This is a genomic window from Streptomyces sp. NBC_00464 (assembly GCF_036013915.1).
GTDB lineage: Bacteria > Actinomycetota > Actinomycetes > Streptomycetales > Streptomycetaceae > Streptomyces.
This window is the reverse complement of record NZ_CP107899.1, coordinates 734,386-751,621: the sequence shown is the minus strand read 5'-3', so window position 1 is coordinate 751,621 and position 17,236 is coordinate 734,386. Positions and strand designations below refer to the sequence as shown.

Sequence of the window (17,236 nt, the reverse complement as noted above, 5' to 3'; positions counted from 1 at the left end):
CCACCGTCCGGACGGTCGGTTGGCGAGAGCGCGTCATGTCGCCAACTCGCCATCTCTGCAACCCCGGTGACCTGCTGTGTCGAACCCATACTGCTGTGGTCACCACCTTGCGAACGTCCCACGGCTCCAGTGTGGACTTCCTGTGAAGGAGAGTGCGTGTTGAGGCAAGTTCCCTCACGGCGACGCGGCAGCGTCGCCCTCCTGCTCGTGGGTGTCATGGGCCTGCCAATGCTGGGGTTGCTGCCCGCGGCGGCGGCCGCCCCGTCCGAGCCGAGCCCGTACATACAGAAGACGGACAGCGCGGTACGCGAGGAGCTCGCCGCGAAGGACCGGGCCACCTTCTGGATCCAGCTCGGTGAGCAGGCCGACACCTCCGCCGCCCGCAAGGTGAAGATCAAGGCCGACCGCGGCCGTGCCGTCATCAAGGCGAAGAAGGCCGAGGCCGACCGGAGCCAGGCCGGCCTTGCCGCCCTTCTCAAGAAGGCCGGTGCGCCCCACACGTCGTACTGGATCGCCAACACGCTGAAGGTGACGGCCGACAAGGCGCTCGCCGTCAGGATCGCGGCGCGGCCGGAGGTCGCCGCGATCGAGGAGGACGAACCGCTCGTCCTCCCGCACGCCACCACCGGCGGCCGGGTGAACACGGTCGAGGGCGTGGAATGGAACGTCGACCGGATCGGCGCTCCCAAGGTCTGGAACGACCTGGGCAAGCACGGCGAGGGCATCGTCGTCGCCAACATCGACTCCGGAGTCGACTACCGTCACCCCGCCCTGACCGGAAGCTACCGGGGCCACCGTGCCGACGGCACGTACGACCACAACTACAACTGGTTCGACCCCGCCGACGACTGTACGGGGGACAGCCCGTGCGACAACGACGGGCACGGCACCCACACCATGGGCACGATGGTCGGCGACGACGGCACCGCCAACGCCGTCGGTGTCGCCCCCGCAGCGACCTGGATCGCGGCCAAGGCCTGTGAGAACAACGCCTGCCCGCGCGACGCGCTGCTCGCCGCCGGACAGTGGATCCTCGCCCCGACCGACAGGACCGGCGCCGACCCCCGACCCGACCTGGCCCCGGACGTCGTCAACAACTCCTGGGGCACCACCACACTCGACCTCTGGTACAAGGCCACCGTCCAGGCCTGGCACGACGCGGGAATCTTCGCCTCGTTCTCCAACGGCAACGCCGGGCCGAACTGTCTGACGACCGGCTCGCCCGGCGGCTACGACAACGCCTACTCCTCCGGCGCCTTCGACAGCAACGGCGACATCGCCGACTTCTCCTCGCGCGGCGCCGGCGAGGGCAGCGGCATCAAGCCCAATCTGGCCGCACCGGGCGTGGACATCCGCTCCGCCTGGCCGGGCGGTGGATACCAGTCCCTCAACGGCACATCGATGGCGGCTCCGCACACCGCCGCGACCGTCGCCCTGATGTGGTCCGCCTCGCCCGACATCCGCGGCAACGTCGACGAGACGGAACGTCTGCTCGACAGCACGGCCGTCGACACGTTCGACCCGAGCTGTGGTGGGACCGTGGCCAACAACAACGTCTGGGGCGAGGGCAAGCTGGACGCCTACGCGGCCGTGATGTCCACCCCGCGCGGCCCGCTCGGCGCGCTGACCGGCACCGTCACCGCGGACGGCAAGCCCCTCGCCGGGGCGACCGTGCGCCTGGACGGCCCCATGCAGGCGAGCGTCCGCACCGCCGACGACGGCACCTACGCGCTCAGCAGGACGATGGCCGGCGACTACACCGTGTCCGTCTCGCAGTACGGCTACCTCACCGACACCTCCGCCGTCACCGTCGTCGCCAACGGCACGGTGACCCGGAACGCCGATCTGAAGACCGCGCCCACCGGCGCAGTGACCGGCACCGTACGCGTCAAGGGCGGCCCCGAGGCGGGCGCCGGACTCGCGGTGTCCGACACACCCGTCTCCATGACGACGGGCGACGACGGCGCGTACGCGCTCCACCTGCCCGTCGGCACGTACCAGGTGGCCGTCACACCCGGCGACAAGTGCGCCAAGGCCATGGCGTTCCAGATCACCGTCGGGGACGGCACGAGCAGCAAGGACCTCGACCTGCCCGTACGCACGGACGGTCACGGCACCACCTGCCAAGTCGTCGCCGGTGCCCCCTACCCGACCGGCGACACCAAGCTGCCGCTCAGCGGGGCGGCGGGCAGCGCCCCCGTCGAACTGCCCTTCCCCGTCGCGCTGTACGGCCACACGTACACCTCGGCCAACGTCACGGTCGAGGGCGTCCTCGCCTTCGGCCCGAGCAGCACGACCAGCATCAACGAGGAACTGCCGTTCACCGGCACCCCGAACGGCGCTCTCTACCCGTTCTGGGACAACTTCCTGATGGACTCCTCCTCCGGCGTCTACACCGCGTTCCGGGGCACCGCGCCGCATCGTGAACTCGTCGTCGAGTGGCGCAACGTGCTCCTGAGCGACAACAAGCCCCAGCGCGTGAGCTTCGCCGCCGTCATGAACGAGGACGGCGGCTACACCTTCCACTACAAGGACATCGAGGACGGCGCCGCCGAACGCGGCTCCAGCGCCACCGTCGGCGCCGAGAACCACGACGGCACCGACGCCTTCCAGTACTCCTGCAACGAGGCCGCCCTGCGTGACGGCATGACCCTCGCGTTCCGGCCCGAGAGGAGCGCGTCCCTCGCCGGCACGGTCACCGACGCCAACGACGGCAAGGCACTCGTCGGCGCCCGTGTGACCGTCAGCCGCGACGGGGCGACGGTGGGCACCGGAACCTCGGGCGCCGACGGCCAGTACCTCGTGCAGGTCCCGGCCAAGGACGCGGGCGCGTACGGGATCCGCGTCGACGCACCCCACTACGAGGCCGCCACTCGCACGGCGACGCTCTCCGGCGGCGAGGTCTCGCGCGGCGACAGCGCCCTGCGTACCGGCCGGGTGACGGCGTCGCCCGACGACGGCTGGCAGCTCGTCGTCCCGGCGGGGGAGCGCCGCACCCGCACCTTCACCCTCACCGACTCCGGACTCGCCGCCGACTACACCGTCGCCGAGAAGGACGGTGCCGGCTGGCTGACGGCCGACCCCGCCGCCGGCCGGCTCGCCACCGACGCCCCGCAGAAGGTGACCGTCACCTTCGACGCCTCGGGCGCCACGCCCGGCTCCGTCCTGCGCGGCACCCTGCGGGTGGCCTCCGAGAGCGGCCGTGCGCCGGTCCTCGACATCCCCGTCACCGTCGCCGTGCCCGCCTACCGCACCGCGATCGACGCGGGGTCCGGCGCCGCGGGACCGGTGGCCGACTCGGCCGGTGACCTCTGGGCCCCGGACCGGGCCTACACCGAGGGCTCGTACGGCTACCTCGGCCGCACCGGCACCGTCACCACCCGTAAGTCCATTGCCGGCACCGACGACCAGGCGCTGTACTCCAGCGCCGCGAAGGGCGCCTACGAGTACCGCTTCGACGGTCTCCCGGACGGCACCTACCAGGTGGAGCTCGGCTTCGCCGAACTGAGCAGCACCCAGCCCGGCAAGCGGGTGTTCGACGTCCTCGCCGAAGGCGTCCAGGAACTCCCGGACGTCGACATCGCCCTGGAGGCGGGCGGCACCTATCGCGCACTGGCCCGGACGTTCACCGTCCACGTCGGCGACGGACAGCTCAACCTGCGGTTCGCGAGCCCCTCCGACCAGCCGCTCGTCAACTCCATCCGCGTCACCCACCGGCCCGACCTGGGCTGACCCCGAACCCCGGCGCGGTGCGGACCGGCCTCCGGGCCCGGTCCGTACCCGCCCGGCCCTGCATGAGTGAACCCTCCGGAAAGAGAGTGTGTACGTGAGACAGCAACTCGCGCGACGGCAAGGCCTTCTGGCCGCCGCGCTCACCCTGGCCATGGGGGCGCCGCTCCTCGCGGCGGTGCCCGCCTCCGCAGACCCGGCACCGACCCCCGCGGCCCAGCTGCTGGGCAAGGCCGACACCGAGGTCGTCCGGCAGCTGGACAAGAAGGACACTACGACCTTCTGGGTGCAGCTCGGCTCCAAGGCCGACACCTCGGCCGCGAAGCGGGCGAAGACCCGGGTGGGCCGGGACAAGGCCGTCATCGCGGCCAAGAAGCAGCACGCCACCACCACTCAGGCCGGCATCGAGGCCTTGGTGAAGAAGGCGGGCGCGCACGCCACGTCGTACTGGATCAGCAACACCCTCAAGATCACGGGCGACAAGGCCCTCGCCGAGAAGATCGCCGCCCGCCCGGAGGTCGCCTCCATCGCGGCCGACAAGCTCCTCCAGCTGCCCGAGGAACTGCCCGCCGAGCAGGAACCGACGGTCAACGGCGTCGAGTGGAACCTCGACAGCATCAACGCGCCCAAGGTCTGGGACGAATTGGGCGTCAACGGAAGCGACACGGTCGTTGCCAACATCGACACCGGCGTCGACTACCAGCACTCGACGCTGATGAACAAGTACCGCGGTCTGAAGGCCGACGGCACGTACCAGCACGAGTACAACTGGTTCGACGCCACTGCCAGCTGCCCGGGCGACGCACCCTGCGACGACCACGGCCACGGCACCCACACCATGGGCACCATGGTCGGGGACGACCGCGACGGCAACAAGATCGGTGTCGCACCGGGCGCCCAGTGGATCGCCGCCAAGGCGTGCACCCCGATCGGCTGCGCGCAGGACGCGCTGATGGCCGCCGGCCAGTGGATCCTCGCGCCCACCGACCGCAACGGCGACAACCCGCGCCCGGACCTGGCCCCCGACGTCGTCAACAACTCCTGGGGTGCCGGCGTCATCGACACCTGGTACAAGGACATGGTCCAGTCATGGACCGACGCGGGGATCTTCCCCGCGTTCTCCAACGGCAACGACGGTCCCGACTGCGTCACCGCCGGTTCCCCGGGCGCCTACACCAACAGCTACGCCACCGGCGCCTTCGACAGTGACGGCGACATCGCGTACTTCTCGTCCCGCGGTACCGGCGAGGACGGTGCCGTCAAGCCTGACATCGCCGCCCCCGGTGTCGACGTCCGTTCGGCCGCGCCCGGTGGCGGATTCGCCGTCATGTCCGGTACGTCGATGGCGTCACCGCACACTGCCGCCACCGTCGCCCTGATGTGGGCGGCTTCCCCGGCGATCCGGGGTGACGTCGCGGCCACCGAACGCCTCCTCGACCGCACCGCCCACGACGTGGACGACACCACCTGCGGTGGCAGCGCCGAGAACAACAACGTCTACGGCGAGGGCCGGCTCGACGCCTACGAGGCCGTCGCAGCCGTGCCCCGGGGCCCGCTGGGCGGCCTCACCGGCACCGTCACCTCCGACGGCGCACCGCTGGCCGGCGCCACCGTGGAACTCGACGGACCGATGAACGCCCTCGCCGACACCCGCGCCGACGGCACGTACAGCCTGCCGAAGCTCATGGTCGGCGACTACAAGGTCAAGGTCACCAAGTTCGGTTACACGACCGCCGAGTCGACCGCCACCGTCATCGAGGACGCCACCGCCACGCGCGACCTGACCCTCGCCCTCGCGCCCATCGGCACGCTCACCGGCACCGTGACCACTCTGTCCGGCCCCGAGGCCGGCGCGAAGATCGTGGTGGCGGGCGCCCCCGCCGACACCACCACCACGACGGCGGCCGACGGTACGTACGCGCTCCGGCTCCCCGCCGGTGCCTACCAGCTGACGGTCACCCCGGTCTCCCGCTGCGCCACTATCGGATCGTTCGGCGTCCAGGTCGTCGCGGGCGAGGCCGGCAAGGACCTCACCCTGCCCAACCGCGGTGACCGGTTCGGCACCGTATGCCGGACCACGCACGACACCGCGTTCCCCTCCGGTGCCACCAAGCTGAGCACCAGCAGCGACTACGAGGGCTCGGCCGCGGTCAAGTTCCCCTTCCCGGTGGCGCTGTACGGCAAGACGTACCGGCAGGCCTCCGCGAACGTCGAGGGCTATCTCAGCTTCGAGCCGTCCGTCAACGTCAGCGCCAACCGGACCCTGCCCTACACGGGACTCCCCAACGGCTCCCTCTACCCGTTCTGGGACAACCTCCAGCTGGCCACCGACGGCGGTGACCTCTACTGGTCGGCCCGCGGCACCGCCCCGCACCGCGAGATCGTCGTGGAGTGGCGGAACGTGGTGACGTCCGCCGCGCGCACGCAGAAGCTCGACTTCTCCGTGGTGATCGGCGAGGACGGCACCTACTCCTTCCACTACCGCAACCCCACCGGCGGCGACTACGCGCAGGGTTCGGGCGCCACGATCGGGGCGGAGAACGGGGACGGCACCGACGCCCTGCAGTACTCGTACAACGAGAAGTCCGTCAGCGACGGCCTGGCCGTAGAGTTCCGGCCCACCCGCAGCGCCGCCCTGTCCGGCACCGTCACCGACGGCAACGACGCCAAGGCGCTCGCCGGAGCCACCGTCACCGTCGCGCGGGACGGCGAGACCGTCGCCACCGGCACCACGGGGGTCGATGGCGGCTACCTGGTGCAGACGCCGGTGACCGGCGACAAGGCCGACTACGACGTCACCGTCACCGCCGCGCACTACACGGCGGGCACCCGCACCTTCGCGCTCGCGACCGGCTCGACGGAACAGTTCTCCACCGCGCTGACCACCGGAAGGGTCACCGCCGCCCCGGCGAACGCGACCACCGTCGTCGTCCCCGCCGAGGAGAGCAGGCAGCGCACCCTCACCCTCGCCAACTCCGCTTCCGACACCGGCTACACGGTCACCGAGGCGAGTGGCTCCTCCTGGTTCAGCGCCGCGCCCGCACAGGGGCAGCTGGCCAAGGGCGCTGAGCAGAAGGTCGTCCTGACCTTCGACACGCACGGTGTGGCGCCCGGCACCGCCCTCAAGGGCACCGTCGTCGTCGCCTCCGACAGCGGCCGCACCCCGGAGATCAGGATTCCGGTGACCGTGTCCGTGCCCGCCTACCGCACGGCGATCGACGCCGGCGGGGCCAAGGCGTACACCGACTCCGCGTCCGACGCCTGGACCCCGGACCAGAAGTACACGGCCGGCTCGTACGGCTTCGTCGGCCAGTCCACGAAGGTGAGCACCACCAACGCCATCGAGGACACCACCGACGACAAGCTGCTGCGGACCGCCCGCGAAGGCGCCCTCGAATACCGCTTCGACCAGGTACCGAACGGCACCTACCAGGTCGAGCTGGACTTCGCCGAGCTCGGCAAGGTCACGGCCGGGCAGCGCCTCACCGACGTCCTCGCCGAGGGCTCCGTCCACCTGCCCGACCTCGACATCGTCGCCGAGACCGGCGGCAGCTACCGGGCGCTCACCAAGTCCTTCACGGTCACCGTCACCGACGGCCGACTGAACGTCCGGCTGGTCGCCACCGGCACCGAGAAGACCCTCGTCAACGCCATCCGCGTCACCCAGCGTCCCGACCTGAGCAGCTGATCCCGATGAGGAAAGCAGACGTGAACCGACACAGAACACCCCGGTGGCGAGGACTGCTCACCACCGCGCTCGCCACGACCCTCGGTGTCCCCTTCCTGGGCGCCCTGCCGGCCGTCGCCGCCGACACCGAACCGGTCCCGCCGACCACCCTGCAGAGCAAGGCGGACAGCGCCCTGCTCAAGGACTTCACCCGGCACGACAAGGTCTCGTTCTGGGTGCAGCTCGCCTCCCAGGCCGACACCTCGGCCGCGAAGAAGGCAGCGACCAAGACCGGTCGGGGCCGTGCCGTCCTGAAGGTGAAGACGGCGTACGCCAAGACCTCGCAGCAAGGACTCACGGGCCTGCTGAAGCAGGCCGACGCGTCCTACACGTCGTACTGGATCAGTAACACCGTCAAGGTCACCGGCAGCAAGGCCCTGGCCACGAAGATCGCCGCCCGCTCCGACGTCGCGTCGATCGAGGCCGACGACACCGTCGCGCTCCCGCCCACGGTCAACGGCACCAACGAGGCCAAGGTCGACGGCATCGAGTGGAACGTCGACCGGATCAACGCCCCCAAGGTGTGGAACGAGTACGGGGTACGCGGCGAAGGCACGGTCATCGGCAGCATCGACACCGGCGTCGACCACCAGCACCCGGCCCTCGCCGCCGCCTACCGCGGTCTGAAGGCCGACGGCACGTACGACCACGCCTACAACTGGTTCGACGCGACCCACACCTGCGGTACGGCGAAGCCCTGCGACGACCAGGGGCACGGCACCCACACGATGGGCACCATGGTCGGCGAGGACGGCACCGCCAACTCCATCGGCGTCGCACCCGGCGCCCGCTGGATGGCGGCCAAGGCCTGTACCCCGGACGGCTGTTCGCGCGACGCGCTGCTCGCCGCCGGGCAGTGGATGCTCGCGCCGACCGACGCCGACGGGGAGAACCCGCGCCCCGATCGCGCCCCCGACGTCATCAACAACTCGTGGGGCTCCGACAGCCTGGACACCTGGTACCAGGCGATGGTGCAGTCGTGGCGGGACGCCGGGATCTTCCCGGCCTTCTCCAACGGCAACGCGGGACCGTACTGCGACACCGCCGGCTCCCCGGGCGCGCTCACGAACACGTACGCCTCGGGCGCCTTCGACAGCAACAACAGGATCGCCTCGTTCTCCTCACGCGGACCGGGCATCGACGGCACCGTCAAGCCGAACATCTCCGCCCCCGGCGTGAACGTCCGCTCCGCCACCCCCGGCGGCGGCTACGCGGCCAAGTCGGGCACGTCGATGGCCTCGCCGCACACCGCGGCCACCGTCGCCCTGCTCTGGTCGGCGGCCCCGGCGCTGCGCGGTGACATCACCGCCACCGAAGCCGTGCTGAACAAGGCCGCGATCGACGTCGACGACACCTCCTGCGGCGGCACCACGGCCTTCAACAACGTCTACGGCGAAGGCCGTCTCGACGCGTACGCCGCCGTCAACGCGGCCCCGCGCGACCACGTCGGCGCCCTCACCGGCACCGTCACCGTCGGCGGTGAACGCGCCGCCGACGTCGAGGTCTCCGTGGCCGGTCCCACGCACGCCACCCTGGCCACGAAGAAGGACGGCACCTACGCCTTCCCGCGGCTGGTCTCCGGTGCGTACACGGTGACCGTCACCAAGTTCGGCTACGTCACCGACAGCGCCGGACTCACCGTCACCGACGGCGGGTCCGCCACCCATGACGCGGCGCTCGCCACCGCACCCACCGGCACCCTGACCGGTACCGTGCGCAGCGACTCCGGCACCGAGGCCGACGTCGCGTTCAAGGTGCAGGGCACCCCGGTCCGCGCCACGACCGCGGCCGACGGCAGCTACAAGGTGACGCTGCCCGTGGGCAGTTACCGGATCAGCCTGACCCCGCTCAACCACTGCGCGGCCACCATCGGCATCGTGACCGACATCGTCACGGGCACGGCCACCAAGGACATCGCCCTCGCCACCCGCACCGACGCCTTCGGCACCACCTGCCACCAGGTGTCCGCGGACTACCCCACCGGCGAGACCAAGCTCGGCATCGGAACGTCCTCGTCGACCTACCAGGCCGTCACCCCGCCGTTCCCCGTCGCCCTGTACGGCCACACCTACGACAAGGGCTGGGTCAACCGCGACGGCCAGCTGATCTTCGGCTACCTCGCGCTGCTCGACAACACCTCGCTGCCCGCCAAGGCCCCGGCCAACGGTGCGCTCTCGCCCTTCTGGGACCAGCTCGCCATGGACGCCTCGTCCGGCATCTACACGTCGGTCCGTGGCACCGCCCCGCACCGCGAGTACGTCGTCGAGTGGCGCGACATGCTCATCGCCCGCGACACGAGCCGGCGCATCGGCTTCGCCGCCGTGCTCGGCGAGGACGGTACCTACTCCTTCCACTACAAGGGCATCGACCCCAGCGAGAAGGGCTTCGAGCAGGGCGCCGGCGCCACCATCGGCGCGGAGAACCACGACGGCACCGACGCCTTCCAGTACTCGTTCGACCAGCTCTCCGTCCGTGACGGCATGGCGATCAGCTTCCGGACCGAGGGCCACGCGGTCGTCTCCGGCACGGTGACCGACGCCAACGACGGCAAGCCGGTCACCGGCGCCACCGTCACCGTCACCCGCGGTGGGACGAGCATCGGCACGGCGACCACCCGGGCCGACGGCGCGTACCTGGCGCAGGTCCCGGTGACCGCGGCTGCCGACCACAAGGTCACGATCACGGCGCCGCACTACGCCACGGCGACCCGCACGGCCGAACTGGGCAGCCTGTCCGCGCTGCGCACCGAATCCGCTCTGACCACGGGCGCGGTGCGGGCCGACAACGGTTCCGGGTGGCAGCTGGTCGTCCCGGCGGGCGAGCAGCGCCGGCGCACCCTGACCCTCACCAACGGCGGCTCGTCCGCCGCGTACACCGTCGTGGAGAAGTCCGGCGCCTCCTGGGTGAAGGTCGCCCCGGCGTCCGGCACGCTCGGCGCGGGCGCTCAGCAGCAGGTCACGCTGACGTTCGACACGGCGGCGGCCAAGCCCGGCACCGTGTACTCCGGCACCCTCGTGGTGACGTCGGAGAGTGCCCGGACACCGACGTTCTCGCTGCCGCTGAAGCTGGTCGTCCCGGCGTACCAGAAGGGCGTGGACGTCGGTGCGGACACCGCGTCGCTGGACGCCGCGGGTGACGCCTGGACGGCGGACCGGGCCTACGCGGACGGCGCGTTCGGGTACGTGGGCGACAGCACCCTTCTCACGTACACCCGTCAGGACATCACCGGCGTCGCCAGCTCCCCGGAGCAGCAGCTGCTGCGCTCGGGCCGCCAGGGTGTCGACGGGTACCGCTTCGACGCCGTTCCGAACGGTGTCTACCAGGTGGAACTGGGCTTCGCCGAACCGGTTGCCATGAAGCCCGGTGCCCGTGTCTTCGACGTCATGGCCGAGGGCGTGGAGAAGGTGGCGGACGTGGACATCCGCCTGGAGGCGGGCGGTGTCCGCACGGCTCTGTCCAGGACGTTCACGGTCAAGGTCACCGACGGCCGGCTGGACGTGGGCTTCAAGGCGGTCACCGGCACGACGTTGGTCAACTCGATCCGGGTGACGCAGCGCCCCGACCTGACGAGCTGATCCAGCACGGCCGTTGGCGCGAAAGGGCCCGCCCCCGGAAGCATTCCGGGGGCGGGCCCCCTTTCGTTCCCGCGCGTCGTTCGGTCCGCGCAGGCGGGTTCATTCAGGCCGGGCCCAGAGGGCGTAGGCGTTGAGGATCAGCGCCAGGCTCGATGTGAGGCGTCGCGCGTACGGCACATGGAGGGACTCGTTCGGGCCGTGGGCGTTCGCACCGGGACCCAGCACTCCGCAGGCCAGGAACTGCGCCTCAGGGAACTGCCGGGTCAACTTTCCCATCAGGGGAATCGTGCCGCCCTGCCCGATCCGGGCGGCGTCCGCCCCGTCGAAGCAGGCCCGGCTCGCCGCCGACAGTGCCGCCCGGAGCCACGGCTGTTCGGCGGGTGCGTGCCAGCCGTCGGCGAGGACCCGGTCGGGTGTGAACCGGACCGACGTGCCGTACGGCGGGTCCGCCTCAAGGATCCGGCCGACCTCCGCGAGGGCCGCCGCGCTGTCCACCGCAGGGGGCAGCCGCAGCGAGACCTTGACGCGGGTGCGCGGACGCAGCACGTTGCCCGCCGACACGACCGGAGGAATTCCGTCCGCTCCGGTGACCTCCAGGCTGGGACGCCAGGCCCGGTTGAGGAGCAGCTCCTCGGGATCGCGTGTCACCGGGGAGGCGTTCCCGTACCAGTCGAAGCGGCCCCACACCCGCTCGCCCAGCAGCGCCGCCGCCTCACGCGTCTGGGCGCGGCGCTCGTCCGGCACCTCGCAGTGCAGTACGTCCGGGCGCAGCGAACCCGACGCGCCGTCCTCCAGCCGGTCCAGCAACTGCCGCAGCACCCGGAACGACGACGGCACCACGCCGCCCGCGTCCCCGGAGTGCGCGCCGTCGCCGAGGACCCGCACATCGAGCGTCCCGCCGCACGCCCCGCGCAACGACGTGACCAGCCACAGCCGTTCGTAGTCGCCCGCCCCGGAGTCCAGGCAGACCACGAGGCCGACCTCGCCGATGCGCGGCGCGAGCCGGGCGAACCAGTGGCCGAGGTCGGGGCTGCCCGATTCCTCGCCGGCCTCGAACACGCCGACGCAGCGCGGCCGGGCCGCGCCCTGCTCGGCCAGCGCCCGGACCGCGGTCACCGACGCGGGCAGCGCGTACCCGTCGTCGGCGCCGCCGCGGCCGTACAGCCGGGTGTCGTCGAATTCCGGCTCCCAGGCGCTGCGGCCATCGGTCCAGCCGTCGCCCTCGGGCTGCTTGTCCAGATGGCCGTAGAACAGGACGGTCTCCTGCGCCCGCGCGCCCTCGCCCGGCACCTCGAAGAAGATCAGCGGCGTACGTCCGGACGCGCGCAGGACCTCCACCCGCAACCCCGGCAGCGGAACGTTCCGCAGCCACTCGGCCGCCGCGTCGACGGCCCGGTCGAGGTGGCCGTGGGCCTCCCAGTCGGGGTCGTACGCGGGGCTGACCGCCGGGACGCGGATGTGCTGCCGGACGAGGGGGAGCACCTCCGTCTCCCACTGGGCGTCACAGAAGTCCCGTACGGGGCCGGCGTCGGCGACACCGGCCGGAGCCTGCTCAGGCATCGGCGAGGGCCTTTGCGGCCGGGGCGAACTCGATGCCGATCAGCTCCTCCACCGGCGCGTACACCTCGGGCATGTACATCGTCCGGGAGAGCAGGAGGTTCTCGGCCGGGGCGACCAGCACGCTGACCTGCTTGCCGACCTCGACGTCGGCGGAGGCGAGCGGCTGCCCGGCCGCGTCGAACGTCGTGATCAGATCGGGGAACGAGGCCCGGCGGGCACCGGCGACGTCCAGTGCCATGTACTCGTTGACGATGTACAGGGTGGTGCGCGCCGCGTCGTCCAGGACCGCGACGCCGACGTCCAGGCCCTCCCGCTGCTCACAGCGGTACTCGCGCACCGTGCCGGTCACGGCGATCTCACCGCCGAGATGCTGGGCGGCGCCGAGCACACCGCCCGCCAGGAAGCGGCGGCCCAGTTCGATGGCGAAGCCGATCGCGCCCGGTGCGCCGTTGCGCACCGCGTAGCCGACCTCGACGGGGTTGCGGGCGACGCCCACCCAGCCGCCCGCCTCGACGGAGGCGCGCCGGACCACGTTCGACGTGGCCTCCAGGCGGCCGGAGACCGAGCCCTCGACGTAGGCGTACGGCTTGCCGCCGGCGTAGCCCTGGGAGGAGAGGTAGCCCTCCTCCTGGTGCAGGCCCATCGCGCCCATCACGCTGGAGGGGTGGGCGCGGCCGTTGCAGGCCAGGTCGATGACGGGCAGGCCGGTCATCGCGGAGTGGAACCAGCCGTTGATGGTGGTCTCGGCGCCGTTCTCGTTCGTGTGGATCGCGACGAGCGGGCGCGGCAGGTCACGGCGGAGCAGCTCCAGGGCGCGCAGCAGGTGCGTGGGCAGCACCTGCGGGTCGGGCGCCGCGGGGGCGCCGACCAGGGCCACCGTCGCGGTCAGGTCGTCGGCCGCGAACTCGTCGGCCGACCACAGCTCCGGTATGCCGATCTGGAGGGCCAGTTCGGCGGTGCGCAGCCCCCGCTCGACGAATCCGCCGCCGCCTCCGCCCAGTACGGCACCGCCGTACACGGCCGCGCGGATGTCGTCATGGGTCAACTGTCGCTTCACGGGGGTCTCCCAGGGTGGTTCTGTACAGAGGTGCGAGAGGAGGTGGAGGGGTCCGGCTGCGTGGCCTACTTGGCGGCCTTGAACACGCCGTTGCCGAACGAGTAGAGGGCGTCACCGGCGATCGCGCCGCCGGCGAAGACCTCCAGGTCGTCTTTGGCCTTCGGGCCGAGGACGCGCGGGGCGAGGACGCGGACGGCGATGCCCGCGGCGACCATCCAGCCGGCCATCGGTGTGGTGATCAGCAGCCCGGTCGCCAGCAGGATGCCGAGCTGGCGCTTCGAGCCGCCGATCAACTGCACGATCGCGCCGGGGATCGCCCACAGGGCGAGGTCCCGGGCGGTCTCCGCGGACGGGCCCGCCTTGATCGCGGCGACGTACGCGGCGTCGATCGGGGCGGTCTGCCCGTTGTCGAAGAACATCCGGTACGAGACCAGCACGACGACGATGGCGACGCCGAAGCCGATCATCGCGGCGATCAGCTGCTGGCGGCGGCCCTCCAGCTCGAAGGCCGGGTCGGCGTTCTCGCCGCGCAGCAGATGGCCCGCCTTGAGGTCGTACCCCATGTCGGCGAAGGCCGGGCCGGTCGCGGCGGTGAAGCCGGACAGCACGACGAGCGCCTCGGGCGGGAAGCCGATGAGGATGCCGAGCAGCAGAGTGATCAGGGCGATCGCGAAGGCCGGGAACCAGCCGGAGTGCATCGAGGCGATGCCGACGAGCAGCTCGTGCAGGAACGCGGCGACGGAGGCGTACAGGAGGAAGCCGATCAGCATGCCGGGGCTCATGTGCGTGGCGGCACCGGTGCCGAACGCCAGCAGGACCGAGATCGCGAGGTAGGCGCCGAAGCCCAGCCGCATGGAGCGCCCCAGCCGTCGGGCGCCTTCCGGCGCGTCGGCCGGTTCGGCCGCGCGGATGTCGTCCGCCGGGGTGCGCCGGGCCTTGACCAGGGTGCGGCCGACCTGGACCAGGGCGACCAGGCCCGCCCCCATCATCATGCCGTGGGGCAGGTACATGGCGCCCAGGTCGAGGCCGAACAGCGGGTCGGCGTACTGGTTGAACAGCAGGCCGACGCCGAAGGCGGCCATGGCGCCGAACCCGCCGATCAGGGCCACGCCGAACGCCGACATCGGCAGCGTGAACGCGGCGCCGACCAGACCGGTCAGCAGGCCCAGGCCGAGCACCTTGGCGCGGCGGCCGCCCTCGTCGCCGGCCTTGATGGCCTGGGCGGCGGCGAGCCCGGGCGGCCAGGGGTTCTTCGCGGGGAAGGCCGGGGTGTCGTACATCCGGTAGAGCAGCCAGGCATCGACCAGCATCGCGGCCGAGACGCCGATCAGCATCGGGATGATCATGTTGTCCATCCCGAACAGGAACGGGATGCCGATCGGCAGGAACAGGCTGTTCGCGGCGCCGAACGTGGCCGAGGAGATGCTGGTCTGCGCGAGGTTCTGGGCGTGCACCGAACGGAAGCCGCGGAACATGACGAGCGGTACGCGGGCCAGCGTCATCGCGGCCAGCGCGCCGATCAGCGAGGTGCTCGGGGTGACGCCGAGCGTGGCGAGCAGCTGTACGCCCACGATCGCGCCGAACACGCTGAGCACCACGGTGAGGATCAGATTGCCGGGGGCGAGGGCGCGGGGATGGCGTCGGCCCTCACTCGCGGGGTGCGAGGTCTCTGCCTGGGGCGAGGCGTCAGTACTCATGGGTCTTCGGTGCTCCCGTGCGGGTGGGCGCCTTGTCAGTCGCCTGGGGAAGTTCTAAAATATGGAACTACGTCTGAATATTTGGATCTCCTTGGATCATCCATATGGCGCAGTCCGCCGTCAAGGGTCCGGCCCGGGTTCTCGAAATGTGGGCGGTCCGGAAATCGCGGACGAGGGGCGGTGAAGGGGACGCCCGGGCGCCCTTTACGATCGGACGACATGACTCGGGGGAGCTCGGGGGAGGCGGGAGAACGGTGAGCACACTCGCCAACGCGCGCGATGTCCTGCAGTTGATGGCACGTCTGCAGCGCGATCTGACCGTGACGGATGTCGCGGGGGCGCTGGACCTGCCCAAGAGCTCCGTCTCGCGGACGCTCAGCATGATGGCCGACTACGGCTTCCTCGACCGTGACCCGACGAGCCGCGCCTACCGCCCCGGCGTACTCGTCATGGAGGCCTCGTACCACTTCCGTGCCTCACGCAGCACGGCCTCCCTCCTGGAGGAGGAGCTGGCCGGGCTGGTCGCCGCCATCGGGTACACGGGGTACGTGGACGTGCTCGACGGTCCCGAGTCGCTCGTGCTCCACATGCGGCTCGGGACGACCGGCGCCCTCCAGGCGTACACCCCGGCCGGCACCCGGGCACCGGCCTACGCCAGCTCCATGGGGCGGGCCCTGCTCGCCCGCCTGGACGACGCGCAGGTGCTGCGCCTCGTCGACGCGCGCCTCGAACGGAGCACGGGCTCGGCGCCGCGCACCCCCGGCGAACTGACCTCCTGCCTGGCCCGGGTCCGCGCCGACGGCTGGGAGTCCTCGCGCGGCGAGTACGTACCGAACGTCGCCGGCGTCTCCGCCGCCGTACTCGACAGCGACACCGGACAGGTCTTCGGCATCGGCGTCGCGCTGCCCGCGCCCGAGCTGCACGACGGGAACGCGGCCCGCTTCGGCCGGGCGGTACGGGACGCCGCCCTGCGCGTCGGCAAGCGCATCGGCGACCCGTACTGGCTGCGGTACGTCGAGACCGACGCCGGCCGCTGAGGCGCCCTCAGTCCAGCAGCGGGCCGAGGGCGGCGCCCACCACCGCACCCGGCGTCAGGATCGGCACCGTGAGCCCCGCCTCGCGCAGTGACCGGCGGTGCCGCGCCCCGTACCCCATGCAGTCGAGCATCAGGACGTCCGCGCCCGACTCAAGATGCTTGCAGGCTGCCGAGAGCAGAGCCGCGTCGTTGTCCGCGTACGGCGAGGCGATGGTGAACGCGGGGTCCGCAACGACGGCCCGCCACTTCTCGCGCGCCTCGGTCACCTGCTCACGCAGCGGCACGACGAACCCGACACGGCTGCCCCGCAGGACCGTGCCGACGTATCCGGTGACGAGGGCGTCCGGCTCGACGAGCCGTGCCCGCCGGGTCCGCAGGCCGGGGAACGAGCCGGTGCACAGGAGCACCACGACGTCGGCGCCCGCGTCCTCCACCTGATCGATACGGGACTGCAGCCCGGCTCCGACGGCACCGGCGTCCAGGGTCACGGAACTGCCGTCGGCCAGCCGGCTCAGAAGGGTCGCGCGGCCCTCCGTCGCCCCGAAGCGGAGCTCGGCCTCCCGACGCGTCAGACCGTCGAGTACACCGGCGTGCCGTATGCGTGCGGTCGCCGGCAGGTGCGCCTCGATGGCTTCGGACAGGTCCGGACGCGGGGCCTGGCCGATGGTCAGGAAGGTGAGCGTGTACACAGCGCCTCATCTCTCATGAGTTCCAGATAATGGATATGGGTACCGGAAAAAGTTAGTCGGTGGCGTCACGTGCGGGTAGGGGGGCCGTGACGCGCAGACAGCCGCACCCCCCCCGATACGCCGTGAACCCCCTGGGCATGGACCAGGGGGTTCACGGCGTGGGGCA

8 protein-coding genes are annotated in these 17,236 nt (G+C 71.5%); 4 read left to right on the top strand and 4 right to left on the bottom strand.

What is annotated here, in order from left to right:
- Positions 1 to 156 precede the first annotated feature (156 nt).
- The 3 genes from OG912_RS03215 to OG912_RS03205 all read left to right on the top strand — a co-directional run bounded on the left by OG912_RS03215 (position 157) and on the right by OG912_RS03205 (position 11,031).
- Positions 157 to 3,732: a S8 family serine peptidase gene (locus OG912_RS03215; protein ID WP_327708069.1), complete on the top strand. Its 3,576-nt coding sequence runs from the start codon at positions 157 to 159 to the stop codon at positions 3,730 to 3,732.
- Positions 3,733 to 3,826: 94 nt separating this feature from the next.
- The gene (locus OG912_RS03210) at positions 3,827 to 7,417 is read left to right on the top strand and encodes a S8 family serine peptidase (protein ID WP_327708068.1); all 3,591 of its coding nucleotides are present in this window, start codon (positions 3,827 to 3,829) and stop codon (positions 7,415 to 7,417) included.
- 20 nt (positions 7,418 to 7,437) lie between these two features.
- Entirely contained in the window at positions 7,438 to 11,031 is a 3,594-nt protein-coding gene (locus tag OG912_RS03205; protein WP_327708067.1) for a S8 family serine peptidase, read from the top strand.
- A 99-nt stretch (positions 11,032 to 11,130) separates the two neighbouring features.
- Here OG912_RS03205 and OG912_RS03200 read toward each other — a convergent pair whose 3' ends face one another.
- The 3 genes from OG912_RS03200 to OG912_RS03190 all read right to left on the bottom strand — a co-directional run bounded on the left by OG912_RS03200 (position 11,131) and on the right by OG912_RS03190 (position 15,345).
- On the bottom strand, positions 11,131 to 12,591 hold the full coding sequence (locus tag OG912_RS03200; protein ID WP_327708066.1) for a M20/M25/M40 family metallo-hydrolase: 1,461 nt from the start codon (positions 12,589 to 12,591) through the stop codon (positions 11,131 to 11,133).
- Complete coding sequence (locus OG912_RS03195; protein ID WP_327708065.1) at positions 12,584 to 13,648, bottom strand: S-methyl thiohydantoin desulfurase domain-containing protein; 1,065 nt, start codon at positions 13,646 to 13,648, stop codon at positions 12,584 to 12,586. Before OG912_RS03195 ends, OG912_RS03200 begins: the two co-directional genes overlap by 8 nt.
- Positions 13,649 to 13,713: 65 nt before the next feature.
- On the bottom strand, positions 13,714 to 15,345 hold the full coding sequence (locus tag OG912_RS03190) for an OPT/YSL family transporter (RefSeq protein WP_327708064.1): 1,632 nt from the start codon (positions 15,343 to 15,345) through the stop codon (positions 13,714 to 13,716).
- A gap of 254 nt (positions 15,346 to 15,599) precedes the next feature.
- On the opposite strand from OG912_RS03190, the gene OG912_RS03185 reads away from it, so the two are divergent.
- Complete coding sequence (locus tag OG912_RS03185; protein ID WP_327708063.1) at positions 15,600 to 16,382, top strand: IclR family transcriptional regulator; 783 nt, start codon at positions 15,600 to 15,602, stop codon at positions 16,380 to 16,382.
- A gap of 7 nt (positions 16,383 to 16,389) precedes the next feature.
- Here the strand turns inward: OG912_RS03185 and OG912_RS03180 are convergent, their stop codons facing one another.
- A complete protein-coding gene (locus OG912_RS03180; protein ID WP_327708062.1) occupies positions 16,390 to 17,070 on the bottom strand; it encodes an AroM family protein in 681 nt (226 codons plus the stop codon).
- Between the last annotated feature and the right edge of the window lie 166 nt (positions 17,071 to 17,236).